The organism is Bowmanella pacifica (genome assembly GCF_014645355.1).
GTDB lineage: Bacteria > Pseudomonadota > Gammaproteobacteria > Enterobacterales > Alteromonadaceae > Bowmanella > Bowmanella pacifica.
In genome coordinates, this window is sequence record NZ_BMLS01000001.1 from 1419663 (window position 1) to 1446632 (window position 26970).

General features: G+C 48.3%; 23 protein-coding genes and 1 tRNA gene. 11 read left to right on the top strand and 13 right to left on the bottom strand.

All coding sequences use genetic code 11. The annotated features are described in order from the left end of the window. The first annotated feature begins 14 nt into the window (after nucleotides 1-14). The 3 genes from dnaN to gyrB are packed head-to-tail and all read left to right on the top strand — an operon-like array spanning nucleotide 15 to nucleotide 4669. Nucleotides 15-1118: a DNA polymerase III subunit beta gene (gene dnaN, locus IEX02_RS05960; protein ID WP_188691580.1), complete on the top strand. Its 1104-nt coding sequence runs from the start codon at nucleotides 15-17 to the stop codon at nucleotides 1116-1118. 40 nt (nucleotides 1119-1158) lie between these two features. Beyond that, a complete protein-coding gene (recF, locus tag IEX02_RS05965) occupies nucleotides 1159-2244 on the top strand; it encodes a DNA replication/repair protein RecF (protein WP_188691582.1) in 1086 nt (361 codons plus the stop codon). A 7-nt stretch (nucleotides 2245-2251) separates the two neighbouring features. Continuing rightward, nucleotides 2252-4669 carry a DNA topoisomerase (ATP-hydrolyzing) subunit B gene (gene gyrB, locus IEX02_RS05970; RefSeq protein ID WP_188691585.1) on the top strand — a complete coding sequence of 806 codons (2418 nt, stop codon included), beginning with the start codon at nucleotides 2252-2254 and terminating at the stop codon, nucleotides 4667-4669. A 56-nt stretch (nucleotides 4670-4725) separates the two neighbouring features. Here the strand turns inward: gyrB and IEX02_RS05975 are convergent, their stop codons facing one another. The 7 genes from IEX02_RS05975 to IEX02_RS06005 all read right to left on the bottom strand — a co-directional run bounded on the left by IEX02_RS05975 (nucleotide 4726) and on the right by IEX02_RS06005 (nucleotide 11072). Beyond that, a complete protein-coding gene (locus tag IEX02_RS05975) occupies nucleotides 4726-5166 on the bottom strand; it encodes an early set domain-containing protein (protein WP_188691588.1) in 441 nt (146 codons plus the stop codon). A 153-nt stretch (nucleotides 5167-5319) separates the two neighbouring features. Next, nucleotides 5320-7386 carry a glycine--tRNA ligase subunit beta gene (gene glyS, locus IEX02_RS05980; protein WP_188691591.1) on the bottom strand — a complete coding sequence of 689 codons (2067 nt, stop codon included), beginning with the start codon at nucleotides 7384-7386 and terminating at the stop codon, nucleotides 5320-5322. Beyond that, complete coding sequence (glyQ, locus tag IEX02_RS05985) at nucleotides 7386-8297, bottom strand: glycine--tRNA ligase subunit alpha (protein WP_188691592.1); 912 nt, start codon at nucleotides 8295-8297, stop codon at nucleotides 7386-7388. Before glyQ ends, glyS begins: the two co-directional genes overlap by 1 nt. 155 nt (nucleotides 8298-8452) lie before the next feature. After that, nucleotides 8453-8896, bottom strand: coding sequence for a DUF2489 domain-containing protein (locus tag IEX02_RS05990; RefSeq protein ID WP_188691595.1), 444 nt, complete (start codon nucleotides 8894-8896; stop codon nucleotides 8453-8455). Further along, complete coding sequence (yihI, locus tag IEX02_RS05995) at nucleotides 8893-9351, bottom strand: Der GTPase-activating protein YihI (RefSeq protein ID WP_188691598.1); 459 nt, start codon at nucleotides 9349-9351, stop codon at nucleotides 8893-8895. Before yihI ends, IEX02_RS05990 begins: the two co-directional genes overlap by 4 nt. A gap of 30 nt (nucleotides 9352-9381) precedes the next feature. Continuing rightward, nucleotides 9382-10014 carry a class I SAM-dependent methyltransferase gene (locus tag IEX02_RS06000; protein WP_188691601.1) on the bottom strand — a complete coding sequence of 211 codons (633 nt, stop codon included), beginning with the start codon at nucleotides 10012-10014 and terminating at the stop codon, nucleotides 9382-9384. Between the two features lie 440 nt (nucleotides 10015-10454). Further along, a complete protein-coding gene (locus tag IEX02_RS06005; protein WP_188691604.1) occupies nucleotides 10455-11072 on the bottom strand; it encodes a c-type cytochrome in 618 nt (205 codons plus the stop codon). A gap of 219 nt (nucleotides 11073-11291) precedes the next feature. Here IEX02_RS06005 and yihA point away from each other — a divergent pair, with 219 nt between their 5' ends. Beyond that, nucleotides 11292-11924, top strand: a complete 633-nt coding sequence (gene yihA, locus IEX02_RS06010; RefSeq protein ID WP_188691607.1) for a ribosome biogenesis GTP-binding protein YihA/YsxC — start codon at nucleotides 11292-11294, stop codon at nucleotides 11922-11924. Nucleotides 11925-12364: 440 nt separating this feature from the next. On the opposite strand, the gene polA is transcribed toward yihA, so the two are convergent. Continuing rightward, nucleotides 12365-15109 carry a DNA polymerase I gene (gene polA / locus IEX02_RS06015; RefSeq protein ID WP_188691609.1) on the bottom strand — a complete coding sequence of 915 codons (2745 nt, stop codon included), beginning with the start codon at nucleotides 15107-15109 and terminating at the stop codon, nucleotides 12365-12367. A 46-nt stretch (nucleotides 15110-15155) separates the two neighbouring features. Between polA and IEX02_RS06020 the strand changes: the two genes are divergently transcribed. The 3 genes from IEX02_RS06020 to IEX02_RS06030 all read left to right on the top strand — a co-directional run bounded on the left by IEX02_RS06020 (nucleotide 15156) and on the right by IEX02_RS06030 (nucleotide 16799). Continuing rightward, entirely contained in the window at nucleotides 15156-15317 is a 162-nt protein-coding gene (locus tag IEX02_RS06020) for a hypothetical protein (RefSeq protein WP_188691611.1), read from the top strand. A 191-nt stretch (nucleotides 15318-15508) separates the two neighbouring features. After that, the gene (gene elbB / locus IEX02_RS06025) at nucleotides 15509-16162 is read left to right on the top strand and encodes an isoprenoid biosynthesis glyoxalase ElbB (RefSeq protein ID WP_188691612.1); all 654 of its coding nucleotides are present in this window, start codon (nucleotides 15509-15511) and stop codon (nucleotides 16160-16162) included. A 10-nt stretch (nucleotides 16163-16172) separates the two neighbouring features. After that, nucleotides 16173-16799, top strand: a complete 627-nt coding sequence (locus IEX02_RS06030; protein WP_229702077.1) for a helix-turn-helix transcriptional regulator — start codon at nucleotides 16173-16175, stop codon at nucleotides 16797-16799. A gap of 66 nt (nucleotides 16800-16865) precedes the next feature. Here the strand turns inward: IEX02_RS06030 and IEX02_RS06035 are convergent, their stop codons facing one another. Together IEX02_RS06035 and IEX02_RS06040 are read right to left on the bottom strand one after the other, a co-directional pair. After that, nucleotides 16866-18242 (bottom strand): M16 family metallopeptidase, encoded by a 1377-nt coding sequence (locus IEX02_RS06035; protein WP_229702078.1) that lies wholly within the window; start codon nucleotides 18240-18242, stop codon nucleotides 16866-16868. Further along, complete coding sequence (locus IEX02_RS06040; protein ID WP_188691616.1) at nucleotides 18226-19560, bottom strand: M16 family metallopeptidase; 1335 nt, start codon at nucleotides 19558-19560, stop codon at nucleotides 18226-18228. Before IEX02_RS06040 ends, IEX02_RS06035 begins: the two co-directional genes overlap by 17 nt. Nucleotides 19561-19738: 178 nt before the next feature. Here IEX02_RS06040 and IEX02_RS06045 point away from each other — a divergent pair, with 178 nt between their 5' ends. The 4 genes from IEX02_RS06045 (at nucleotide 19739) to IEX02_RS06060 (ending at nucleotide 23197) form a co-directional block, all read left to right on the top strand. Then, complete coding sequence (locus tag IEX02_RS06045) at nucleotides 19739-20155, top strand: hypothetical protein (RefSeq protein ID WP_188691618.1); 417 nt, start codon at nucleotides 19739-19741, stop codon at nucleotides 20153-20155. Nucleotides 20156-20162: 7 nt separating this feature from the next. Further along, nucleotides 20163-21614 carry a TrkH family potassium uptake protein gene (locus IEX02_RS06050; RefSeq protein ID WP_188691620.1) on the top strand — a complete coding sequence of 484 codons (1452 nt, stop codon included), beginning with the start codon at nucleotides 20163-20165 and terminating at the stop codon, nucleotides 21612-21614. Nucleotides 21615-21770: 156 nt separating this feature from the next. After that, nucleotides 21771-23018 (top strand): EAL and HDOD domain-containing protein, encoded by a 1248-nt coding sequence (locus IEX02_RS06055; protein WP_188691621.1) that lies wholly within the window; start codon nucleotides 21771-21773, stop codon nucleotides 23016-23018. A gap of 92 nt (nucleotides 23019-23110) precedes the next feature. Further along, nucleotides 23111-23197 (top strand) — tRNA-Leu (locus tag IEX02_RS06060). A gap of 104 nt (nucleotides 23198-23301) precedes the next feature. Here the strand turns inward: IEX02_RS06060 and trkA are convergent. The 3 genes from trkA to fmt are packed head-to-tail and all read right to left on the bottom strand — an operon-like array spanning nucleotide 23302 to nucleotide 26965. Continuing rightward, nucleotides 23302-24681 carry a Trk system potassium transporter TrkA gene (trkA, locus tag IEX02_RS06065; RefSeq protein ID WP_188691624.1) on the bottom strand — a complete coding sequence of 460 codons (1380 nt, stop codon included), beginning with the start codon at nucleotides 24679-24681 and terminating at the stop codon, nucleotides 23302-23304. Nucleotides 24682-24740: 59 nt separating this feature from the next. Further along, entirely contained in the window at nucleotides 24741-26033 is a 1293-nt protein-coding gene (rsmB, locus tag IEX02_RS06070; protein ID WP_188691626.1) for a 16S rRNA (cytosine(967)-C(5))-methyltransferase RsmB, read from the bottom strand. After that, nucleotides 26030-26965 (bottom strand): methionyl-tRNA formyltransferase, encoded by a 936-nt coding sequence (fmt, locus tag IEX02_RS06075; RefSeq protein ID WP_188691628.1) that lies wholly within the window; start codon nucleotides 26963-26965, stop codon nucleotides 26030-26032. Before fmt ends, rsmB begins: the two co-directional genes overlap by 4 nt. Nucleotides 26966-26970: the final 5 nt, after the last annotated feature.

Below are 26970 nucleotides of genomic sequence, written 5' to 3' on the forward strand. Positions count from 1 at the left end.
ACAACGAGTCGCTCATGAAATTTACTATAAGTAGGGAAAACTTCTTACAACCTCTGCAATTGGTTGCTGGAGCCGTTGAACGTCGACACACTTTACCCATTTTATCTAACGTGTTGATTAAAGTTAGTGAGGGTACACTATGGCTAACAGGCACGGATTTAGAGGTTGAGCTAATATCTAATGTTACTTTGGCTGGTCAATGTGAAGACGGTGAAATTACCGTGCCTGCCAAGAAGTTGTTAGATATCGTAAAAGGCTTTTCCGATGTAGGCGACGTTGAGTTTGTGGTTGAAGGTAATAAGGCGTTGCTGAAGTCGGGACGTGGTAGATATTCATTGTCTACGCTTCCGGCCAGTGAATATCCAAACCTTGAGGATTGGCAGGGAGAGATTGAATTTGAAATTTCTCAGTCACAGCTGAAGCGGCTGATAGACAGTACTCATTTCTCGATGGCTCAACAAGATGTGCGTTACTACCTAAATGGTATGTCACTCGAAACAGAGGATGGCATTATTCGCACTGTTGCCACTGATGGACATAGATTGGCATTATGCAGAACGCCTTATGAAGGCACACCTTTGCCCGACCGTCAGGTCATTATTCCCAGGAAGGGTGTGATGGAAATATCACGCCTTATCGAGAATGATGATAAATCTCTGAAGGTACAAATCGGCGCCAATCACATTCGCATATTCTCTACCGACTTTATTTTTACCAGCAAGCTGGTAGATGGCAGATTTCCTGATTATAGAAGGGTTCTGCCCAAGGATGGAGACAAGCGCGTAGAGGCAAGCAAAGAAACGCTGAAGCAGGCGTTTTCTCGCGCCTCTATTCTCTCAAACGAAAAGTTTAGAGGAGTGAGGCTGAACCTGGCATCTGGTGAGTTGAAGATTACCGCCAACAACCCTGAACAGGAAGAAGCCGAAGAAATTGTTGATGTACAGTATCAAGGTGACAGCCTGGAAATTGGTTTTAATGTTGCTTATCTAATCGATGTGTTGAATGCGCTGGGTTCAGAGAATGTATGCATTAGCATGTCCGATTCAAACAGCAGCGCGCTAATCGAAGATGCGGCAGATGACTCTGCGCTTTATGTCATTATGCCGATGAGGTTATAACCCTGCCCATCTTTTTGGCCTTAACAGGCTTACAATTAAAATGAAGCTGGAGCGTCTCCAAATCCAGCAGTTTAGGAATTTGCAGAATGTTTCGCTTGTTCCGGCTGCTGGGTTAAACGTTATCTACGGCGTAAATGGAAGCGGTAAATCTTCATTACTGGAAGCTATCCATTATCTCGGTTTTGGCCGTTCTTTTCGCAGCGCTCGCCATCAACATGTCATTCAGCATGACACGGACTCATTTACGGTGTTTTGCAAAACCTTGGATGAAGCGTCAACAAAATCCGCAGCAATAGGATACCAGCGACTCCGAAGCGGGGAGTCCATCATCAAGGTTAACGGAGAGCAGCTAAGCCGCACTTCGGATTTGGTTAAGTTGTTACCGGTTCAGATCTTTACGCCTATTAGCTCGGAAGTGATTCATGGAGCGCCGAATTTACGGCGACGCTTTTTGGATTGGGGATTGTTCCACGTGGAACAATCTTTTCTCGCATTAAACGGACGTTACCAACAGATTTTGGCACACAGAAATGCTTTGCTGAGAAAGGGCTCTTTCAATAGCCAAGGGGCGTTTTGGGATGAGTCCTTAGCTGACAGCGGGGAACAGGTAGATAAGCTCAGAGAGAGCTATTTGGAAAGGCTGCTCCCGTATATATATACAAATCTAAGCCATTTTCTACCTGAGTTTTCCTTCGAAATTTCGTATCATAGCGGGTGGGATAGGTCTAAGTCTCTGGCTGAAGTATTAAAGCAAAATATGCCTAGAGATCTTAAGTATGGCTTCACATCCCAAGGACCACATAAAGCTGATCTGCGAGTGAAAGCTGATGGCATCGCTGCGCAGGAAGTGCTCTCTCGAGGGCAGGCTCGAATGTTGATGGCAGCGCTGTTGCTTTCGCAGTCTCAGTATTTACTGCAAGAGAAACAAAAGGGCTGTGTGTTCTTGTTGGATGATATTGGTGCTGAGTTAGATGCGGTAAAGCGAGAAGCTTTTATCAAAGAGTTACTGAAGTCTTCTGCACAGATCTTTGTCACAGCTGTTGAAAAACAGCATGTGGACTTTGTTGAAGATTATAAAGATAAAAAAATGTTTCACGTGGAACATGGCCAGGTGAAAGAGGAGTAGAAGGTAAATGTCTGAAAACAACTATGATTCGTCAAGTATCAAAGTATTAAAAGGCCTGGATGCTGTCAGAAAAAGACCTGGAATGTATATCGGTGATACTGATGACGGCACCGGTCTTCACCATATGGTGTTTGAGGTTGTAGACAACTCCATTGACGAAGCCTTGGCTGGGTACTGTTCTGAAATTCGCATCACTATCCATACTGATGGTTCTGTGTCAGTTAAAGATAATGGTCGCGGAATACCAACAGAAATTCACCCAGAAGAGGGGGTTTCTGCTGCCGAGGTTATTCTTACCGTTCTTCACGCCGGTGGTAAGTTTGACGACAACTCCTATAAAGTATCCGGTGGTCTGCACGGGGTAGGTGTTTCGGTCGTTAACGCACTCTCTGAAAAATTACAGTTGCGTATTCGTCGCGGTGGCAAGATTCATGAGCAGGAGTATCAGCATGGCGTTCCGCAAGCGCCTCTTGCGCCCGTTGGTGAGACCGAAGAGAAAGGTACCGCTATTCGTTTTTGGCCAAGCCCACAAACATTTTCAGATACTGTTTTTCACTATGACATCCTGGCCAAGCGCTTAAGAGAGCTGTCATTCCTGAACTCCGGTGTATCTATTCATCTTATAGACGAGCGTGACGGTAAGTCTGATCACTTCTGCTATGAAGGCGGTATTAACGCATTCGTACAGTTCCTGAACCAAAATAAGACCCCTGTGCATCAGAAAGCCTTTCACTTCTCAACGGAGCGAGAGGATGGAATCAGTGTTGAAGTAGCGATGCAGTGGAACGATGGCTTCCAGGAAAACATCTATTGCTTCACCAACAATATTCCGCAACGGGATGGTGGTACCCACCTTGCGGGTTTTAGAGGGGCATTAACTCGTACCCTGAATAACTTTATGGAAGCCGAAGGGCTTAACAAAAAGTCTAAAACTAATGCCAGCGGTGACGATGCTAGGGAAGGGCTGACAGCGGTTGTTTCGGTGAAGGTACCTGATCCCAAATTCTCATCTCAGACAAAGGATAAATTGGTTTCTTCGGAAGTTAAACCTGCAGTAGAGACGACCATGGGTGAGAAGCTCCAGGAGTTTTTACTGGAGAATCCTGCTGATGCAAAAATCATCGCAGGCAAGATTATTGATGCTGCTCGCGCCCGGGAAGCGGCTAGAAAAGCAAGAGAGATGACTCGCCGTAAAGGCGCCCTTGATTTAGCCGGTTTACCAGGAAAATTGGCTGACTGTCAGGAAAAAGATCCAGCATTATCTGAACTCTACATAGTGGAGGGAGATTCCGCCGGGGGCTCTGCCAAGCAGGGGCGGAATCGTAAAAACCAAGCTATTTTGCCATTGAAAGGTAAGATTCTTAACGTTGAAAAAGCACGTTTTGACAAGATGCTTTCTTCGCAAGAAGTAGCCACTCTGATTACTGCATTGGGCTGTGGCATTGGTAGGGATGAGTATGATCCAGAGAAATTACGTTACCACAGTATCATCATCATGACGGATGCTGATGTTGACGGTTCTCATATTCGTACTTTACTGCTGACATTCTTCTATCGTCAAATGCCAGAAATCATCGAGCGAGGCTACGTTTATATTGCACAGCCGCCGCTTTATAAAATGAAGAAAGGCAAACAAGAGCAGTATATTAAAGATGATCCGGCTTTGACCGCTTATCTGACGACTATGGCTCTGGATAATGCGTCTCTGTATGTCAATGAGAATGCGCCGGCTATTTCGGGTGTTGCACTTGAAACTTTAGTTAAGCAGTATCAAACCACGATGAGCATGATCGACAGAATCAGCCGTATCATGCCCAAGGCGTTGCTGATGCGTTTGGTTTATGCCGACATCCTGAGCTTGCAAGATCTGTCAGACCAAACCAAGTTGGCCGAAGTAGGGCAGAAGCTGGTTAAAGAGCTGGAAGAGTTTGAGAGTGATGGTGCTTTATATCGTTTTGAGGTACGTGAAGATCGGGAGCGCTCGAATTGGTACGTGGTGGTGATTATGCGTCAACACGGTATTGATACCGAGTATCGCTTAGATCATGATTTTATTGACTCAACCGAGTACAAACGTATCCGCGAACTCAATGAAGCGATCAACGGTATTATCGAAGAGGGTGGTTATGTAGCCAGAGGCGAGAAGACCCATAAAGTCGATAGCTTCGCGCAAGCCTTGGAATGGCTGCTGGCTGAATCAAAACGCGGTATTTATATTCAGCGATACAAAGGATTGGGAGAGATGAATCCCACTCAGTTGTGGGAGACGACCATGGATCCTGAAAGCCGTCGTATGTTGCAGGTGACCATTGAGGATGCTATTGCTGCAGACCAGCTCTTTACATGCTTAATGGGAGATCAGGTCGAACCACGCCGCGCATTTATTGAAGAAAATGCGCTTAGGGTAGCGAATCTGGACGTGTAGCAATGAAAAAGCCGGCAATCGCCGGCTTTTTTAATAAAATCAAAATGTTATATCGCCTATTTAGTCTTTTTGTCGATGGTGACAAGGGGATGACCAGAGTGAGAAAAGTCGATATAAAACTCGTAGAGGCCGGTCTCGCTGGGCGTGAACTTAAAATTATTGTTGGTGGTATCGCAGCTCGCACGGACAGCTTTACCCAGTTGGACATGCTCATCACTGTCTTTTTGCAAATAACCGCAGTTAGAACCTTCTGACCATTGCGCGTCAGCTATTCTGAAATCATACGGCTGGCCATCGGCAATCAATTCCGCCTCACCTCTGAAAAGCGTTTCTGAAAGACGTTGCATCTTGTAATTCTCATCGGCTTCCCACCAAGTGAATACGCCTCTCAAATACAGGTCTTGGATTTGCTCTGGCTCTGGCAGACTGGGGCGAGTAGCACAGGCTGACAATGTCGATAGTAGTAGGGCGATGGTGAGCGCTCTAGGCATGGCCATTCTACGGTTCCTCAATATTTCTTGTAGGGCTTCTAATTGCGCATAGTTATAACAAATCATCCGTGGCAAAGCGAATAACGCCGACGCTGAAATTGTGCCTTACTAATAAAAAAGCCCACCGGAAGGTGGGCCTTAAAAACAAAGTCAATGCATTCAGTTAAGAATCGAAATATCTGCCACGCCCATAAATAAAGTACGCAATTCATTCAGCAATGCCAGACGATTCGATCTGACGGCAGGATCCTCATCCATTACCATCACCTCATCAAAGAACTTGTCTATGCTTTCTCGCAAGGTTGCCAGGGTCACCAGAGTTTGCTTGTAATCCAGCCTTTGCATACTCTGCTGAATCTGTCCTTTAACCGATTCAAGCTGGGTAAGCAGAGCCTGTTCTGAGCTCTCTTTTAACAAGGCTGCGTCCACTTTTTCCTGTAGCGGCTCTTCTACCTTAGCCAGGATATTGGCAACGCGTTTATTCGCAGCTGCAAGCGCCTGTGCGGCTTCCAATGTCTTAAAGTGTTGCACGGCTTTGATGCGGGCATCAAAATCGGCTGGACGCGATGGACGGCGTGCTAGAACGGATTGGATAACGTCGACATCTACGCCTTGCTCTTGATACCAGGCACGGAAGCGCCCCTGTACAAACTCAAAGACCTGTTCTGCCGCATCAGCATTGGTGAGCTTATCGCCAAACAGTGTGACTGATGCATCGATTAATGGCTGAAGATCTAAAGGTAAGGTCTTCTCTACCACTATGCGTAATAAACCTATTGCCGCTCTTCGCAGTGCAAAAGGATCTTTGTCACCCTTGGGGGCCTGACCTATGCCAAAAATCCCAACCAGAGTATCTAGCTTATCTGCTATGGCTACCGAGCAACTGATGGGGGATGTCGGGAGCTGGTCGCCTGAATATCTGGGCATGTACTGCTCGTTCAATGCCAGTGCTACTTCTTCGTCTTCACCATCCAGACGAGCGTAGTGCATTCCCATAACGCCTTGTACATCAGGGAATTCCATAACCATGTTGGACATTAAATCGGTTTTAGACAGCAAGCCGGCGCGTTGCGCTTGTTGCTTATTTGCGCCCAATGATTCAGCTACGATGGCCGCCAGTGCAGCTATGCGCTCGGACTTATCTTTCAGCGTGCCTAACTGCTTTTGGAACAACACTGTGTCGAGACTTGCCAGACGATCTTCCAGACGTTGCTTTTTGTCGGTAGTGAAGAAAAATTCGGCATCGGCCAAGCGTGGGCGGATGACCTTTTCGTTACCTTGAATAATCTGCACAGGATCCTTGCTTTCGATATTAGTTACAAAAGCAAAGCGTGGCAAAAGTGCGCCCGTTTGACTAAAGAGGGGGAAGTACTTTTGGTCACCCTTCATCGTATAAATAAGGGCTTCTTTGGGGACTTGCAGAAAACTTTCCTCGAAGGAGGCGGTAAGTACCACTGGCCATTCTACCAGCGCGGTGACTTCTTCCAGTAAGCTTTCTTCTGGTTCTATCTTGGCATTTTCAGTGGCTGCAGCGTTGGCCAGTCCCCGTCTTATCACTTCTTTTCGCTCGCCAAAATCCGCTAATACATGGGCGCCACGCAGCAGTGCCAGATAATTATCAGCATGATCTAGGGTCAGCGGAGCGGGGTGATGAAACCTGTGTCCTGAAAGGGTGGTTGAGGAGCTAATGCCCAGCACCTCTCCATCAATCAGCTCGTTTCCGAACATCATGCAGACATTATGGACAGGGCGGATAAACTCAGTGGACTTGGCACCCCAGCGCATGGGTTTAGGAATAGGCAGTGCTTTCAGGGCCTGATTAACCATACCGGCCAAAATGGCGGGCAAGCTTTCGCCTTTTACATTAGCCATGTGCAGAAGCCACTCACCCTTATCGGTGGATAAACGTTGGGCGTCGCTAATGTCTATTCCCAGTCCTTTTGCCCAGCCGAGTGCTGCGCGGGTAGGCTGACCTTCGGCATCAAATGCAGCGCTGACAGCAGGGCCTCGTTTTTCGATCACTTTGTCGGCTTGCTGATAAGCTAACGCTTTAACATAAACCGCCAGGCGTCTGGGGGAGGCAAACCAAACTATGTCCTGTTTAGACAATTCAGCTTGCTGAAGCTGCTTATCCATTTCCTGCGCGAAGGACTCTGCCAGCTTGGTTAACGCCTTAGGGGGCAACTCTTCTGTGCCAATTTCAATCAGTAAGTTTTCCTGGCGCATTAGTTGCTCTCCTTCTGCTTGCACATTGGGAAACCGAGGGCCTCCCGGGACTCGTAGTAGCGCTGAGCACATGCCTTAGCCAGGGTTCGAACTCGTAGGATGTAACGTTGACGCTCTGTTACTGAAATGGCGTGACGGGCATCCAGCAAGTTAAAGGCGTGAGACGCTTTCATAACTTGCTCATAAGCGGGCAGGGCCAAGCCCTTTTCAATAAGAAACTGGCTATCTTTTTCACACTGATCAAAAGTTCGGAACAGCGCGTCTACATCGGCATATTCGAAGTTATAAGTGGATTGCTCTACTTCATTTTGATGGAACACATCACCATAAGTAACCCGACCCATTGGGCCGTCGGTCCATACCAAATCATAAATGCTATCAACGCCCTGAATATACATGGCCAGTCGTTCCAGACCATAAGTGATCTCACCGGTTACCGGTGCGCACTCGATACCGCCAACCTGCTGGAAATAGGTAAACTGGGTCACTTCCATGCCGTTAAGCCAAACTTCCCAGCCCAGTCCCCAGGCACCTAGCGTAGGGGATTCCCAGTTGTCTTCGACAAAACGAATGTCGTGAACCAGCGGATCAAAACCCAACTCTCTTAACGAGCCCAGATACAACTCCTGAATGTTATCCGGGGAGGGTTTCAACATAACTTGAAACTGGTAATAGTGTTGTAGTCGGTTTGGGTTCTCACCATAGCGACCATCAGTGGGTCTGCGGCAGGGTTGAACATAGGCACTACTGATTGGCTCTGGGCCAATAGAGCGAAGAAACGTCATGGGGTGGAAGGTGCCTGCGCCTACTTCCATGTCGAGGGGTTGGATAATCACACAGCCCTGACGTGCCCAGTAATCCTGCAGGGCTAGAATCAGTCCCTGGAAAGTCTTGATATCGAACTTTTGCATAAGATCCGGTGTTTTGCTGGTTTACTTTGAAAAATGCTGCCAAGTATACCTTTTGAGCGGCTTGGAAAGTAGGCTAAATTCAGGGGATAAAGTGACAGACTTGCAGAATGAGAAGGCGGGTTGTCAAAAAAGGGGCGGGCGCCCCTTAATCGAATTCAAAAGCTTTTTAGTACTTGAATTTCTTTGAGGATTTGAGACTCCAGTTCGGCTTCATGCTCTTCCCGTTCCAACTGCATGCGACGCCTTTCGAGTTTGGGCAGATCGCTATAGGCCTTGTGCGTTGGCATATGTTTAATGCGCCCATAGAGCTCATGTAAAGCCGGGAACCGCAAGGTATGATCGGCCTCCTGGTCAAAATTTTCCAGTAAAACACAAAGCCTGATGCTGCCCTCTGACAAGCCACACTGTTGCTGATCTAGTGCCTGGGCAATGGTTTGTATACTCTGACGAAGATAGTCTTCGCGCTGCTGGTTGGCTGCCTGCTGCTGTTGATTCTGCCGTTTTAACAGGAATAGCAGACGGCCGGCGTAAAATGCCAGTCCGGCAATAATCAGCAGAGCGACAACCAGTATGGCAGTGAGCAGGGGAGTAACGGTCATTTCTTAAACTGGTCCAGGTTGATTTTCTCAAACTTGTCAAACAGGTCGCTGTCTTCTTCTTGCTCGGCTTCAGGCTCGATGCCCATTAACTTGCAGAGTTCCTGGTGGCGCGCTAGCTTGCTGTCAACATACCTTTGTTCTTCAGCAGAGAGTTTTTGACCTGAGTCTAAACGATCCATCAGGGTATCCAGACGGGTATCTTGCTCGATAGATTTCAGCTCAGCAGCGGGGGAAAAAAACTTGGCCTTAGGCTGTGCAGCGGCTTTTTCGACCACCAAAGGGATGGCTTTCTTACTCCCCAGCCTGGGGTCTTGTGGGGCCTTTGCCACCTGTTCTGCTTTCTTAGAGGCGACATTATTGCGAGTGCCGGCCGGCTTACCCGTGTGGCGTTTAGGTTTTTTGTCTTGCTCTGGTTGCTGTTTTTTAGCTTTGTGGATATATGGCTGCTTGGGCATGAAAAATTACTCTGATTGAATGCGCTTATTTTACACCTTGTCTCGGTACAAAAACACCACATCGGGACCGGCAATCTCCAGTCGAAGTGAATAATGTGCTGCTACCCAGCTAAATGTAGCTTCGCTAAAAAAACATACATGGGTTTGGTCATTTTTGTAATGCCAGTTAGCGAAACGCTCTTTGTTCATTACCCGCTTTGTCATGATGCCGAGTACCGCGCAGGGGTTCATCAGACCTAGCCAATGCTCAAATACTTTCCCGGGCTGGTAAAAGTGCTCTATGGCTTCGGTACAGCAAACAAAATCGAATGTCCCTGCGGGGAGGGCGGGTTGATAAAATGGGTCATAGCCTACAGTAGGAAAGCCTGACGTGCTTAGCATCTCGGCAAGCACGGGAGCCGGGCCACAACCGTAGTCCAATCCCTTTGAGCCTGGCGATAAACGCTGCTTTAGTGGCTCGGCAAAGCGCGACAAGAAACGTATATAGCCAGCATCGGTGTGGCTATTTTGGTGTAGGTCGTAGATGGCTTTTTCTGCTTCGGGAGAGAGTCGCTGCTGTGCATTGACGAATACCAACTGACAGCGATTACATTGCCAGTAGTCTCTTACCTTATCTCGATGATAATGACTGATAACGGTATGGCTGCAAAGGGGACAATGCATAAGGGCTGGACACAAAAAGAAAAGGCGATAGTCTACCTATCGCCTTTCGTATAACCAAGTGCCAGATGACACTTCTCCCGTTTTATCGTTCATCCTGAACGGTGCAGACAGCCTTATCATACGCTTCTCTTATTTTTCTTATTTACGAAGCTTTTTGTTATTGGTCTTCCTGACGCTTTATTGGTTCTTCCATAGAATTTCCAAGAGCGAGTTAAAACGCTAAGAACAACGTATGGCTTTCCCTTCCTGGGTGCACGGTAGTCCTTGTTGTTGATGCGAAAGAATACAGGATAAAAAATATTTTACAACTTTTTTACAATGGTTTTTTTAACAAGTTCGAGACAAATTTGTCGTTAGCGTAAAGCAGGGTAAACACCGGCCTAATCTCAGATATAAAAAAACCGACCCTTAGGAGTCGGTTTTTTCGGGGCTGAACCTGATTAGTACAGGCCGCCTACATATTTTGACAGCAGTTCAATATCTGCATCAGTCAGACGCATAGCCACGTCACGCATCATGCCGTTGGGGTCATTCACACGTTTACCGGCGCGGAAATCCTCTAACTGCTTTTTCACATAAGTCGCGTGTTGGCCGCTGATATCCGGGAACTTCGCTAAGCCCATGCCATCGCCACGAGGACCGTGACAAGCCGCACATGCAGCGATACCGCGGTTCATATCACCACCCATAAACAACTTAGCACCGGCTTCAATTACATCTTCTGGTGTGCTACCGGCATTGGCTTTTTGCGATGAGTAGTAAGCGGCCATGTCTTCGATATCCTGGTCAGACAGAGGCGCTGCCATTCCTGACATCACAGGATCATAGCGGCCCTGCTCACCGTTAGTTTGAGCACCCAGGCGCAATTCCTGCAGTTGCTTGACGATATAGCTGGCGTGTTGGCCTGCGATACTTGGATACATATCAACCGCACTATTGCCATCTGCACCATGACAGGCGGCGCAAGTAGTTGACTTCGCCTTGCCTGCTTCTGCATCGCCGGCGGCAAATGCAGGAGCTGTCATTGTCAGGCAAAGCATCAGGAAGATTTTTTTCATAGTAATTCTCGTTGAGCTTTTTATGGGCTGGCTACTGGTCTTGCCGTATTTTACACATTTAATCCCGCAAAAAAATATATTCCCAAGGATTTGTAGGGTTTTAGCAACTTCATGGTCGCTCGGCGGGGGACAATGATATACTGCTGGCCTAAATAATGTCGGTATTATTCCGATGTAAACGCTTATTTTTGGGGCCAAATCGGCCTGTCGGGAGACAATGTGAGTCATTACAGCCATGCAAAATTTGTATTAAGTGCCCCGGATATCAGGCATCTGGGAGCGGATCAGGGCGTAGAAGTGGCGTTCGCCGGCCGTTCTAATGCTGGCAAGTCCAGCGCATTAAACCGTATCACTCGCCAAAAAGGTTTAGCTCGTACCAGTAAGACGCCTGGTCGCACGCAGTTGATCAACGTTTTTGAGTTGGATACCGAGCGCCGCCTGATTGACTTACCTGGTTACGGCTTTGCGCAGGTACCGGTTGAAATGAAGAAAAAATGGCAGCGTGCCCTGGGGGAGTATCTACAGCAGCGTAAAAGTCTTAAAGGTCTTGTTGTGTTGATGGACATTCGTCATCCCTTTAAAGATTTGGATCAGGAACTAATTCATTGGGCGGTGAAGAGCAATTTGCCTGTGTTGGCGTTATTAACTAAGGCCGATAAGCTGAAGTCTGGTCAACGCAAAGCACAGTTGCTGATGGCTAGGGAAGCAAGCCTGGCATTTTGTGGAGATGTTACCGTGCATGCTTTTTCTTCACTCACTGGTGTGGGCCTGGAAAGTGTTGAACAAGTGCTTAATCAGTGGTTTGGATTACCTGGAAAACAAGCCCCTACCGAAATTTCTCCCGCTTCCTGATCTTCGTTTTCAATCTGCAAAAAAAAGCCCCATCCAAAAGGACGGGGCCAGACACAAACTCAGGGACACACATAAACCGTATATTCAGACGGCATTGTTTTTGAAAAGTTCAGAAGAAAATTGATCTTTTTATAAAAAAGCGTTGGCGTGTGTTTTGACGCTTCGATAAAGGGGCTTTAGACATCGCCGCTCCAGTTCGTCTATGAACCCACGACATACGACCACCAGGGAGGGCGGAAGTGACGAAAACGCAGGAGCTGTTTTTCGTCCCGTTCATCCTGAACATAAAAAAAGCCCCGGCATAGCCGGGGCCTAAAGCAAAGGTCTGAAAGATAGAACATCTTACCTCTGTACCCTACAGGTCGAATAATAACCACGTTTCGGATAAAAGCAAGATCTTTTTGTAATTTAATTACATTTGGTGGAGTTGCGCATTTTCCCTAATGGGCCTCTTCCCAGTTGTCCCCGCTGCCAGCTTCCACGACTAGCGGTACGTTAAGGCTCGCCGCCTCTTCCATTAGTTTGACGATTTTTTGCCTGTTTTCTTCCAGTTTCTGTTCTTTTATTTCAAATACCAGTTCGTCGTGTACTTGCATAATCATGCGTACATCATCGGTCGGCTGCTGACTTATCCATTTGTCTACCTCCAGCATGGCCTTTTTGATGATATCTGCGGCCGTACCCTGCATGGGAGCGTTAATGGCTGCTCGTTCTGCGCCTTTGCGTCGAGCAGCATTGCTGGACTTAATTTCTGGTAGATAAAGCCGGCGACCAAATACCGTGCTGACGTAGCCCTGTTCTTTGGCATGCTCACGGGTGGCTTCCATATATTTCAATACGCCTGGATAGCGCTCGAAATATAAATCCATATAGCTCTGCGCTTCGTTGCGAGGAATGTCCAACTGCTGTGACAGACCAAAGGCCGACATGCCATAGATCAGTCCGAAATTGATGGCTTTGGCGCTGCGTCTCTGATCTGCTGTTACTTCTTCTAAAGGCACGCCGAAGACCTCGGCAGCTGTAGCACGGTGAATGTCTTTGCCTTGAGCAAACGCCGTTAACAGCCCATTGTCGGCAGATAAGTGCGCCATAATTCTCAATTCGATTTGTGAATAGTCAGCTGCCACGATTTTGTAGCCAGGCGACGCAACAAAAGCCTGTCTGACCCGGCGTCCTTCTTCTGTTCTGATTGGAATATTTTGTAAGTTAGGGTCGGTGGATGACAGCCTGCCTGTCGCCGCAACGGCTTGATGGTAGGATGTGTGTACCCGCCCGGTACGATGATTGATCATCTTGGGCAGTTTATCTGTATAGGTGTTCTTTAACTTACTTAACCCACGGTATTCCATTAACAGCTTAGGCAACGGGTACTGATGGGCGAGCACTTGCAGTACCTCCTCTGAGGTGGATGGCACGCCTTTGGGCGTTTTCTTAATTACCGGCAGATTCATTTTCTCAAAAAGAATTTCCTGTAATTGTTTGGGAGAGCCTAGGTTAAATTCGCAGCCAGCGAGTTCATGCACTTGTTTTTCCAGTTCAACAATTCGGCTGGCAAGTTGTTGGCTTTGGTGCTTGAGTTTTTGGCTGTCTATCAGCACACCTTGTACTTCCATTTTGGAAAGGACGCTGGCCAGTGGTACTTCGATGTCTTGTAAGATCGCTTTAAGTTCGGGAACTTGCTCCAGCTCGGGCCACATTGTTTGGTGCAGTCTGAGCGTGATATCGGCGTCTTCAGCCGCATAGTGCGCTGCTTGTTCCAGCGGAATCTGGTTAAAGGTGAGCTGTTTGGCACCTTTACCGGCAATATCTTCAAAGTGGACAGTGTTATGGCCTAGCAGGCGCTCCGCCAAGCTGTCCATATCATGGCGTCCTGCTACGCTGTTATTTACATAGGATTCCAGCATGGTATCAAAGGCAATGCCTTGTAAATTGATGCCATGATTGGCTAATACATTCTTGTCGTACTTTATATGCTGTCCGACTTTCAAGCATTGGGGATCTTCCAGCAGCGGCTTCAGTTGCGCTAATACCCAGGTCCGATCTAGCTGCTCAGGTGCATCAACATAATCATGCCCAATCGGTAGGTAGGCTGCTTCGCCGGGGGCAACAGCAAAACAGAAACCCACCAGTTCTGCTTCCATATAATTCAGACTGGTGGTTTCTGTATCTAATGCGATTAGTGGTGCTGCTTTTAGCTTGTCCAGCCAGCGGGCAAAGTGTGTCTCATCCAGAATGGTTTCATATTGATCCGAACTAATATCAGCCGCCTTTGCTGAAGGGGTAGTTGCTTTGCCTGCCGGTGCATCATGAGCCAGTTCTTCTAACCAGCGTTTAAACTCCATCTCTGCAAACAAGCTTGCCAATTGTTGTTTATCGGCTTGTCCTGGTGTTAGCTCCTCTGGCCTTAAGGGTAATGGAACATCGGTTTTTATCGTGGCTAATTGGTACGACAGCTTGGCTTGTGTTTCATATTCTTGCATCTTAGCTGCCATGGTCTTGGCACCACGAAACTCAAGCTGAGCAATGTCATTCAAGTTGGAATAGATGTCGTCTATTCCCCCTAGTCCTTGCAACATAGCCAGCGCGCTCTTATCCCCAACACCAGGGACGCCTGGAATATTGTCGACCTTGTCACCTTTAAGCGCCAATAAGTCAATAATCAGCTCGGGGGGAACGCCAAACTTCTCCACTACGCCGGCAGGATCAAGCAGGGTATTGGTCATGGTATTGATCAGTGACACATTTTCATCAACCAACTGAGCCATGTCCTTATCACCTGTGCTGATAAGCGTTGGGATCCCGGCTTCACTGGCTTGTTTGGCCAAGGTGCCGATAACATCATCGGCTTCCACGCCTTCGATCACTATGATGGGAAGCCCCATGGCCTTAATGATCTCGTGAATCGGCTCAATCTGAATCCTCAGATCATCCGGCATAGGCGGGCGGTGGGCCTTATACTCCGGATAAATGTCATCTCGGAAGGTCTTACCTTTGGCATCAAATACAACAGCCATATGAGTAGGGTGAAACTGCTTGATCAAGCTGCGAAGCATATTGATCACGCCATAAACGGCGTTGGTAGGCTGACCTTTGGAATTAGACAGATCCCTGATGGCGTGAAACGCCCTGAACAAATAAGAAGATCCATCCACTAGGATCAGGGGGTAAGCAGGTTGTGTTGACATGTTTAGGCGCTCTGGCTTGCGAATGCCGGTAAGGATGCCACAAGCGATGGCATTCAGCCATGCATTGCTTTATCCACAGTCTTTGTATGTTGTGGATAAGTTTGTTGATGAAGTTTTCTATTGCGCAGGCGTGAACATTGCCCGAAAAGCGGCAAATGCTCAAAAGTCTTTAAAATACTGGCTTGCTATTAAAACAGGGGACATCTAGACCTGTTGTTATTCTTATAATCCTTTGTGGATAACGCGCGGAGACAGAATTTACACTTGGCCCCGGCGGAACGCTACTCTACCATACCCCAGAGTGAAGAAAAGCCCTGATTGGTTAATTTTTAGATTGATTGGCTATGTGTTTTTTAACCAAATTGCATAAGCGAGTCTCCTTGCGCTCTGGAGCAGAAAATGAACAAAGTTGCCGTGATATTAAGTGGCTGTGGTGTATTTGATGGAGCTGAAATCCACGAATCTGTGCTGACGTTGCTAGCATTAAGTCAGCGTGGGATTGCATATCAATGCTTTGCCCCTGATATGCCGCAATTACATGTGGTGAATCATCTGACTGGTGATGTGATGGAAGCTGAGCAGCGCAATGTCCTGGTGGAATCGGCCAGAATTGCTCGTGGAGAAGTGTTGCCAGTGTCAGCCTTGGTTGCTAGTGACTATGATGCATTATTGGTCCCTGGCGGTTTTGGTGCTGCCAAGAATCTATCTGACTTTGCCCTGGCGGGCGCAGACTGCCAGGTGCAAGCAGAAGTGTTGCGGGGGTGCCGTGAATTTGCCGAGTTGGGTAAGCCGGCTGGCTATATGTGTATTGCGCCAGCTGTGGCGGCTCGTGTTTATCCTGAAGGTGTAAGGCTGACCATAGGCAACGACAAGGGCACCGCTGACGCTATTCGTGCCATGGGAGCTGAACACGTGGATTGTGACGTTGAAAACGTCGTTGTCGATGAAGGCCATAAGTTGGTAACCACACCTGCCTATATGTTAGCCAATAATATCGCCGAGGCCGCGCAGGGGATCAGTAAGTTGGTTGACACCCTATTATCGTTTCGATGAGGAGTGTGAGTTGCAGAGTCGTGCCGATAAGATCTTGTACTTGCTGAAGCATAGAGGGGAAATGACCGCTCAGGAGCTTGCTGAAGCTTTACAGATAACGGCTATGGGGGCAAGACAGCATCTATTGCAGTTGGCTGGCGATGAACTGGTTTCTCATTCTTTTCAGCCTGCTCAAGTGGGGCGGCCCAAACAATATTGGCATTTGACTGAGTCAGCGCAGCGGCGCTTTGCCGATATGCATGGTCAACTTAGTGTGCACTTGCTTGAGTCGGTTCGTGCAGAGTTTGGTGAAGTGGGGCTGCAACAGGTTATTGCCCGACGGGAAGCCACCATGCGCCAGGATTATCTGGCGAAAATGAATGGTTTGGCAGATTTGACAGACAAGCTGGATTGCTTATGTCAGATACGTAATCGCGAAGGCTATATGGCCAGCTGGTATGAAGAGTCCGGCGTAGGGTATTGGTTCATTGAAAACCACTGCCCGATTTGCGCCGCTGCGACTTGTTGTGACGGTTTTTGTCAATCAGAGTTGGCATTGTTCCAAATCTGCATAGGTGACGAGCATCATGTGCAGCGCCGGGAGCATATACTGGATGGGGCGAGGCGCTGCGCTTATCTGATTACTAGACGGAACTAGTGCAGCGGCCTTCTCATTGATGCTTGCTAGATAGGTCTCCGTATTGCTACGGAGACTTACAGACTATTATTCGCTGTCCTGAATGTTGACCAGCTCTAGCTGACCATATTCTTTCATCCAATCCCGAATACTTTCAGCCCGACCAACAACAACAAATTGCAGGTTGTGGTTAGGAAAGTAGCGTTCAATAAGCGTTTGACTCTTCTCTACCGTCAACGCGTTGACCCGTTTTGAAAAGCCGTTGATAAAACCTTCATCAAAGCCATAAACAAACATATCTGACATCAGAGCGGCGAGCTGGGCCGAGGTTTCGTAGTTGGGAGGAAATTGGCCCTTTACATAGGCCTTGGCCGATTCCAGCGTGGATTGATCAATGCCTTGTTGCCATAATTTTTGATAGGTCTGTAAGGCCAGGTCAATGGCTTGCTTGGTGGTATCGGTTTTCGTAAAGGTGGAAATATAGAAACTGCCACCCTGCTGGTGGGATTCAAAGCGGCTACGGGCGCCATAAGTTAAGCCAGAGTTAACCCGTAATTCGTCATTTAACCAAGAGGTAAAGCGTCCCCCTAAGATGGTGTTTATAACATTGACGGCGACATAGTCCGGATTACTCATTGCCATGCCCGGCCCGCCAATCATAAAGGTGCTCTCTACCGCATCAGGTTTGTCTACCAACAGGACTTGGGCTTGCTTGGGTGATGCCGGCGTTACCAGTTGTGCACGAGCCGGAGCATTGCCTTGCCAGTCTGCAAATAGCTTGTTCAGCTCACTTTTAAGCTGTTTGGTGTCAAAATCGCCGGCGACTATCAGCGCGGTGTTATCGGGTGTGTACCTGCGCTGATGAAAGGCTGTCACATCCGCCAGTGTGATATCTGCGACCGAGGCGCGAGAACCGTCAATCTCGCTTGCATAGGGATGTCCTTTGAATAGCTGCGTATTGAAGTAATCCCTAATAACGGCTTTGGGGCTTTCGGTTTTCTGTTGCAGGTTGGCTAAGTAGCGCTGCTTGTGTCCGGCAAACTCCTGGCTGTCAAATGCTGGGGTCAGCAGACTGTCTTTTACCCATTTCAGTACCTGGCTCAGATCTTTACTGGCCATGGAGGCTGACAAACTAGAGTATTCCAGCTCGGCATCGGCGTTCAGTTGTGCGCCAATGAAGTCCAGTTTGGCTTCCAGCTCGGCACGGGGGAGTTGCTGGGTACCGAGTATCAGGTTGGCTGCAGTCAGTTTAGCCAGCCCCGCCTTGTTGTCGTCTATAGCCCCGGCCTTAACCGTCACCACCAGGTCGACAAGCGGGACCTCATGCTGCTCCATCAAATACAAGGTCAGGCCGTTTTGCAGTGTTACCTTTTCATAATCAGGCAAACTGAAATCTGCAGCCGAGCTACTCAGGCTGACACAAACCAGGCTAATACAGCTGATTAGCTTATAAATCTTGTTCATGGCTGTCCTCCTGAGCATCCAGAATACCAACGGTGCGATTGGCTTTTTTAAGATATTGGCGGGCGACACGTTGAATGTCGGTTACGTTAAGAGCCTCCAGTTTGGTTGGGGCGTCAAACAGGGCTCGATAGTCACCAAAGTACATCTCGTAAGTGCCCAATGTATTGGCTTTACCGTTGATGGTGGCCATCTCCCGATAAAAGTCTACGAGGCGACGGTTTTTAACTTTTTGCAGCTCCTGTTCCGTAATGCCGTCTTTCTTTATCGCCTGTAGCTGGGCGATGATGCCTTTTTCCAATTGTTCGGCGCTTTTACCCGGACTGGCAACCGCGTAGATATAAAACAAATTGGGGTCTATGGACTCGGGAAAGTAGGCGAAGAGATCGCTGGCAAGCTGCTGAGAAAAGACCAAACTGCTTTGCAATCTTGAGCTATTACCTGTAGCCAGAATATCGGCTAGAACGGACAGCGCATAGTAGTCTTCATGTCGTGAGTTGGGGACGTGAAATGCCATCATTAGATTTGGACTGGATACCGAGGCTTTGTGCAAATAAACCCGGCGTTCACCTTTTTGCGGTGGCTCAATAGTATGTACTTCACGCGGCGGGGTTTGTGCTGGTATGGCGGCAAAATGTTTTGTCGCCGCTTTCTTTACTTCTTCCACTGTGACATCACCAGCGACAACCATTACGGCATTATTGGGGGCATAGTATGTTTTGTGGAATTGCACTAGGTCTTGCAAAGACCAGTTTTCTATATCAGATTCATGGCCGATCACTGACCAACTGTAAGGGTGAGCGCGAAATGCACTGCCTTTCACTTCTTCCCAGATGGCGCGAAAGTTTGAGTTTTCCAGCCCCGTAGAGCGCTCTGAAATGACTACGCCTCGTTCACTTTCCACCATTTGCGGGTCAATGGCTAAGTGTTCGATTCGGTCTGCTTCAAGTTCGAAAATTAAATCCAACTGTTCGGCCGGAAACCAGTTGGTGTAAACGGTCAGATTTTCCGTGGTATAGGCATTGTTGCTGCCGCCTGCGGCTTCCATGGTACGGTCAAATTCCTTGGGGCCGTATTTTTTCGCTCCATTGAACATCATATGTTCAAAGAAATGTGACAGGCCGGTGATACCCGGATATTCGTTACGTGACCCTACTCGCCAGAACAAGTAAGAGTTTGCGTTAGGTATTGAGTGGTCTTCCAGCACTAAAAACTTCATGCCGTTTTCCAGGCTGAACGTCTGTACGTTATCCGTGACCGGACTGGCCAGAACTGGCACGGCAATGGCTGCCAACAGACTCCATATTGCTATTTTTTTCATCCTATTCTCCGTAGGGTAGGGATCTGGCTAGTGTATGTGTGTCTGAATAGTTGCACCAGTTGTGCCTTGTAAGAAACTTTTTCACTTGTCGCCGGGTAAGGGAACTGAAATTGGGGCTTTTGATTTGATCTCAGTCGGTCAATAATTGGGTATTGATCATGAAACCAATCAACTCCTTATGTATCGGCGTGTTTACTTGGTGGGTTTTCGGCCTCATCTACAGGGGGAAATACGTGAAACGGCCTTGAATTTGGCGTTGCCGTTGCATTTCTTCCATGCTCTGCAGGACAATGCTGAATCCGGCCAGATGCAGATTGATAATATCTTAGGGGAGCGCTTACGGCAGAGCATCAATAGTTTTCTGCTAAGCAGTGCGGACTGGGTTGTCTTTGCATTGGGGAGCGAAGCCGATACTCGGCAATTAGCAAGCGATGTAACTCTTGCTATGGCACAGGGCAAGGACATTGTGTTTTTGCATGATGCTAAATTAGGTGCGCCGCCAGCCTGTCTGGAGCAAATTGCCTGTTATGTGGCGGATGATTATCTGCAGCTCTTGAAGTACTTAGAGCAGCACTCAGCGAAGGTAACTAGCTAAGGAAAATATGCAGTACCGTACAATAATTAGGATTCTCGGCCTGCTGGTTGCCTTGTTCAGCGTTACCATGATTCCGCCTGCGGTGGTTTCTCTGATTTACGCCGATGGTGGGGGATTACCCTTTATGCTGGCGTTCTTCCTGTGTTTGGTCACAGGTATTCTCGCTTGGTATCCCAATAGAGCCCATCGTAATGAACTGCGAGCAAAGGAAGGCTTTCTGATTGTCGCTTTGTTCTGGACGGTACTGGCCAGTTTTGGTGCTTTGCCTTTCTTATTGCTTGAACAGCCACAGATGTCTGTGACCGATGCATTTTTTGAGGCTTTTTCTGGATTAACCACCACTGGGGCAACTGTCATTGAGGGGATTGATTATCTGCCCAAGGCCGTACAATTCTATCGTCAGCAATTACAGTGGCTTGGTGGCATGGGAATCATTGTTCTGGCCGTGGCCATTCTGCCGATATTAGGGGTAGGGGGAATGCAGCTTTATCGTGCTGAAATTCCCGGTCCGGTCAAAGATTCTAAGATGACGCCCAGAATTGCCGACACGGCGAAGCATCTATGGTTTATCTACCTGGGATTGACCATTGCCTGTATGGTGGCGTATTGGGCGGCTGGGATGAATTGGTTTGACGCTATTTGCCATGCATTCTCCACTGTTGCCATTGGTGGCTTTTCTAATTATGACGCGAGTTTAGGTCATTTCGACAGCCCGGCCATCAACCTGGTTTGTGTGGCGTTCCTGTGGGTATCTGCACTTAACTTTGCGTTGCACTACAACGCCTTTAGCAATCGTAGCTTAAAAGCCTATTGGCATGACCCGGAACTACGGGCGTTTTTCCTGATTCAATTTGTGCTGGTGGCTATTTGTTTCGTCACATTGACAGCCCATAATTGGTATGCAGATGTAGAAACTGCGCTGGATCAGGCCTTGTTTCACGCTGTTTCGATCAGTTCTACTGCGGGATTTGCCACAGACAGTTTTGCAGACTGGCCGGTCTTTTTGCCAATTTTACTTATCTTCGCCAGCTTTATCGGTGGCTGTGCCAGTTCAACCGGTGGTGGCTTGAAGGTAGTACGTGTGCTGCTGCTATTTTTGCAGGGCAGAAGAGAGGTCGACCGCTTAATTCACCCTAAAGCGATTTATTCGGTAAAGCTGGGGGATCGGGCGTTGCCAGACCGGGTGGTTGAAGCAGTGTGGGGCTTCTTCTCGGCCTACACCCTGGTTTTTTTAATTATTATGATAGCGTTAGTTGCCACCGGCATGGACAATATCACCGCCTTCTCTGCAACGGCGGCCTGCCTGAATAACCTGGGACCTGGGTTAGGGGCTGTAGCGGCCAATTTCGCCGATGTCACTGATGCAGGGAAGTGGTGGTTGGTATTAGCCATGTTGTTTGGGCGTTTGGAGGTCTTCTCTTTATTGGTACTGTTTTCGCCGACGTTTTGGCGAAGCTGACAGGGTTTTAACAGTATCCTAAGGACAGAGCATGCCAGCGACTGAGTGGAAACGCTGGTTTTATCACCGCTATCTGATAGAGTCTGATTGTTTACATTTTTCATACAAACGGGCTCAATGGACCAACCAAGAAACGGAGCCTCTGGGGGTTAACTTATGTTTGCTTATATAGCCCGCCATCCCATTCTGGACAGTGACCGGAATGTCTATGCCTATGAATTGCTGTTCAGAGATGGCAGAAAGAACTGCTTCCCTGATATTCGTCCGGATGAAGCCACGTCCAAGATATTGACCGGCAGCCATTTGACGCTGGGTTTGGAAGATATTGCTTGTCATAAAACTTCTTTTATTAACTTCCACAAAGAAACCCTATTACATGGTTTCCCCAGTATGTTGGATCCCGAATCTGTGGTGGTGGAAATTGTTGAGACGGTGCCCACTGATAGCAGTATGGTGGCGGCGTGTAAGCAGATTAAAGATATGGGCTACAAGTTGGCGTTGGACGACCATAACTTTGATCCCAAGTGGGATGTGTTTTTACCTTACGTAGACATTATCAAGGTTGATACCTTGCGTAGTGATTACGAGACCATTGCCCGCAATATTGAAAAGTTTAAGCAGGCTAAAGTTCAGTTGGTTGCCGAGAAAGTGGAAACCTATGAGGACTTTAATCGCTTCCGTGACTTAGGGTTTGATTATTTTCAGGGATTCTTTTTCGCCAAGCCCGAGGTGATTCGCCAGCGTAATTTACCCACCTCCAAATTGGCATTGCTGGAACTGCTGCAGGAAAGCAGTAGTCGCGATTTTAACTTCGAACGGGTCAACGCCATTTTTGAACGGGATGTTGGCCTGTCCTATATGCTGTTGCGTTTTATCAATAACCCCACCATTAACAAGCGTTACAAGATCTCTTCGCTGCGCCACGCCCTGAATTACTTAGGGGAGATCGAACTGAAAAAGTTTATTTCTATCCTGGCGTTGGCAAACATGGGCGAGGAAAAGCCGATGGAATTGCTGCATCTTTCCCTGGTGCGGGCTAAGTTTTGCGAGTTGGTTAGCCAGGCGAAGAAAGACCAGGATAATCCACCCAAAGGCTTCCTGGTTGGGCTGTTCTCATTGCTAGATGCCTTACTTGATCAAAGTATGGATAACCTAGTGCAAAAACTCCCCATTGATGAAGAGATTAAATTAGCGCTCTGTGGGCAGGAAGGGCGCCTGCGTAATTACCTGAGTCTGGCCAGAGCGTTTGAAAGTGCTAACTGGTTGGCTTTAATTAAGTTATCTGGCGAATTGGATCTGAGTCAGAAGATGTTGCACGGTTTGTTCAACCAAGCCATTGTGTGGGGGAATGAAATTCGTCAGTCCGTATCACCACATTTCCCCAAGTCGCAGGTTAGAACTTAAGCGTTGTGGCGTAAAAGTGTGCGAACAACATAAAAAGTTCAAACGGGGTGTTGACAATAAGGACCTGACTCAATAAAGTACGCGCACTTCTCGCCCAGGTGGTGGAATTGGTAGACACGCTAGCTTCAGGTGCTAGTGGCCGCAAGGCCGTGGAGGTTCAAGTCCTCTCCTGGGCACCAATTCTCGAAAAAAGCTCTAAACGCAAGTTTAGGGCTTTTTTCTTTTCTGCTGTTTGAAATCTGATGCTGCGCAGCCCGCAGCCCGCAGCCCGCAGCCCGCAGCCTTAGCCAAAGAAGAAGGCGCTGGGCTGGAACAATTTTTCCACGTAACTGATAAACTTTTTATCGACCAGAAACAATACCACGTGGTCGTCTGCTTCTATGACAGTATCACCGTGGGCAATAATCACCTCGTCTTTGCGCACGATGGCGCCAATGGTTGTCCCCGGCGGAAGTTTTATATCGTTAATGGCTTTGCCCACCACTTTGGATGTGTTGGCATCGCCGTGGGCGATGGCTTCAATGGCTTCCGCTGCGCCGCGTCGAAGTGAATAAACGTTTACTACATCGCCGCGTCTGACGTGGGTCAGCAGGGCTGAAATGGTCGCTTGTTGTGGTGAGATGGCTATGTCTATTTCCCCACCCTGAACAAGATCCACATAAGCACTGCGCTGAATCAACACCATGGCTTTTTGCGCACCCATACGCTTGGCCAGCATGGCTGACATGATATTGGCTTCATCGTCATTGGTAACGGCGATAAACACATCAATCTGCTCTACTTGCTCTTCCAGCAATAATTCCTGGTCGGATGCATCACCACAAAACACTATGGTCTTTTTCAGGTTGGAGGAGAGGTATTTGGCCCTGTCCTGATTAAACTCTATCAGTTTTACCTGGTGTTTTTCTTCCAGCTGTCTGGCTAATCCGGCCCCAATTAAACCACCTCCGGCAATCATAATGCGTTTATAGCTGGCTTCCAGCTTTTGCAACTCACTCATAACCGCACGGATATGCTTAGTGGCGGCGATGAAAAACACTTCATCGTCGGCTTCAATAACAGTGGTGCCCAGAGGACGAATGGGTTTGCCACGGCGATAGATAGCCGCCACCCTAGTTTCCACGTTGGGCATGTGCTCCTTGAGAGCTGATAGGGCATGGCCAACCAATAAACCCCCATAATAGGCCTTAACCGCCACTAGGCTCACTTTACCTTCTGCAAATTCTACGACCTGTAGCGCACCAGGGTAGTCTATCAATCGCTTGATAGAGCGGGTTACCAACTGTTCCGGGGCAATTAGGTGATTCACCGGCACATCAGAGTGTTTAAACAGTTGCTCTTGGTACATTAAGTACTGCTCTGAACGGATGCGGGCGATTTTAGTTGGCGTTTTAAATACTGTGTGCGCAACCTGGCAGGACATCATATTGGTCTCATCGCTGTTGGTGACGGCGATGAGCATATCGGCATCTTCTGCTCCGGCTTTTTTGAGTACATCAGGATGAGAGCCAAACCCGGACACAACCTGCAGATCCAGTCTATCTTGCAGGTTGCGCAAAATGTCGTAATCCGAGTCAATGACGGTGATCTCGTTCTTTTCACCTACCAGGTTCTCGGCTAGGGTTCCCCCTACCTGACCGGCACCCACAATGATGATCTTCATAGTTTGCGGTTCTTAATGTTGGTCAAAATGCTGGCTTGAAGCCTTAAGTCTATGTTCTGCTATGACTTTATCAGTCTCGCATAGTAGAAACCATCCATTTGCTTTTCGCCTGGCAGGATTTGCCAGCCAGGGTTGCTTGCATTGTCTTGCGCATGCAAAGGCGAAAGTGACGCATCGGCTTGGTTGGCTAAAAACTGCTTAATTTGTTCTCGATTCTCTTCGGGCAGAATTGAGCAGGTTGCATATAGCAAGGTGCCGCCGGGCTTCAGCATTGGCCAGACTGCTTTTAATATTTTCCCTTGTAATTCGACTAGCGGGGGAATGTCGGTGCCTTTGCGCAGCCATTTGATATCAGGGTGACGGCGGATAACGCCAGTTGCAGAACAAGGCGCATCAAGCAAAATACGATCAAAGAGTTCACCATCCCACCAGGCAGAAGGCTCAGCGGCATCACCACATACTATCTGAGCCTGATGACCAAGCCGGTGCAGATTTTCTTCTACCCGTTGTAAACGACTTGCATCGCTGTCCAACGCCAAGCACTTAATGTCTGCTTGTTGTTCCAACAAGTGACAGGTTTTTCCGCCGGGTGCTGCGCAGGCGTCCAGTACGCGTTCTTTACTTTGTGGTGCCAGCAGGGTAGCTGCTTGTTGAGCGGCGCCATCCTGAGCGGCAAACCAACCTTGCTGGTATCCTGGGAGCTGGGTTAGGTCATAGCCTTTGCTTAAGAGAACGGCCTGCTGGAAGTCATCCGGCAATGTATATTGGATCTCTTGTTCGTCCAATGCGTGGCAAAATTCTGCTCTTGTCACCCGAGTTTGATTTACTCTCAGCCAGATTGGCGCCTTACTATTGGTCGCCAGACACAAATCATCCAATTGCTCGGGATAGGCTTGCTGGAGTTTTCGGAACAGCCACTTAGGTAACCCCGAACGAATTTGTGCATCGTCGGGTAGCATGGCTTGCATATCCTGACGGATAAAATTACGCAGGCAGGCATTAACCAGACCTTTGAGTCCGGGGCATCTGAGCTCCTGACAGGCACCCACGGTTTCGGCCACCGCGGCATGCTGGGAAACCCTGCTGAATGCCAGCTGATAGAAACCCAACAGAATCAGATGTTCCACAACCTTTTGATTGGACTTGAGAGGTTTGTTCAGCAGCTGTCGAAGCCAGAACTGAAGCAGGGGTAACTGGCGCAATACGCCGTACAACATCTCTTGCAGCCAAGCGCGATCTTGTTCTTTATGCTTGGCTTGCAAGGCTGGCATCAATTCCCGAAGCGACTGACCTTGCTCTAATACCTGGAAGAGGGTGCGAGCGATATCTGCTCTTAAAGTTGACGCTTTCAATGCAGTTGATTTCCGGTGACGAACAGGTCTTTTCTGGCATTCAATATATCCGCAACAGGCATGGCCTTCTTGCCGGGTAACTGGATGACTTGTAAGCGCAAGCTTTGTTTTGCGGTTGCTACCAAAATACCCTGTTTGCTTACTTCAAGGATCTCTCCTGGGGTGCCCTTATTCGGTTCTACACTGGCTTGCCATACTTTGACGGGGTGGCCGTCTAATTCAAAGAAGCAAACCGGCCAGGGATTAAAGGCGCGAACATTACGCTCTAGCTGTTCAGCACTGGTATGCCAATCTAAGCGCGCTTCCTCTTTGGAAAGCTTCTCTGCGTAGTTAGCCAGGTCGTTGTCCTGGGGTTCTGCTGCGAGGGTTTCCAACTTCGCCAATGTATCTACCAAGGCCTGGGGACCAAGCTCTGCCAGTTTTTCGTACAAGCTGGCACTGGTGTCGGTGGCTGTGATTGGCAGCGATGCTTTTTGTAGCATGGCACCGGTATCCAGCCCTTTGTCCATCTGCATTATAGTGACGCCGGTTTGCTGATCACCTGCCCAAATTGCACGTTGAATCGGCGCGGCTCCCCGCCACCTTGGCAGCAATGAACCATGTACATTAAGACAACCCAACCTAGGTGTGTCCAGCACGACCTGCGGCAGTATAAGTCCGTAAGCGACCACTACCATGACATCCGCTTTTAAATCAGCAAGCTGCTGTTGGGCTTCTGGAGCTCTCAGGGTTTCGGGTTGAAACACCGGGAGTTCATGTTGCTGAGCCAATTGTTTGACTGCGCTGGCCTGGAGTTTTTTCCCCCGGCCCGCAGGTTGATCAGGCTTGGTATAAACTGCAACGACCTCGTGGGATGAATCCAACAGCGCTTGTAGATGCCGTGCTGCAAAATCGGGCGTGCCGGCAAAAATAACTTTCAATCTAGTGCTCAACGGAA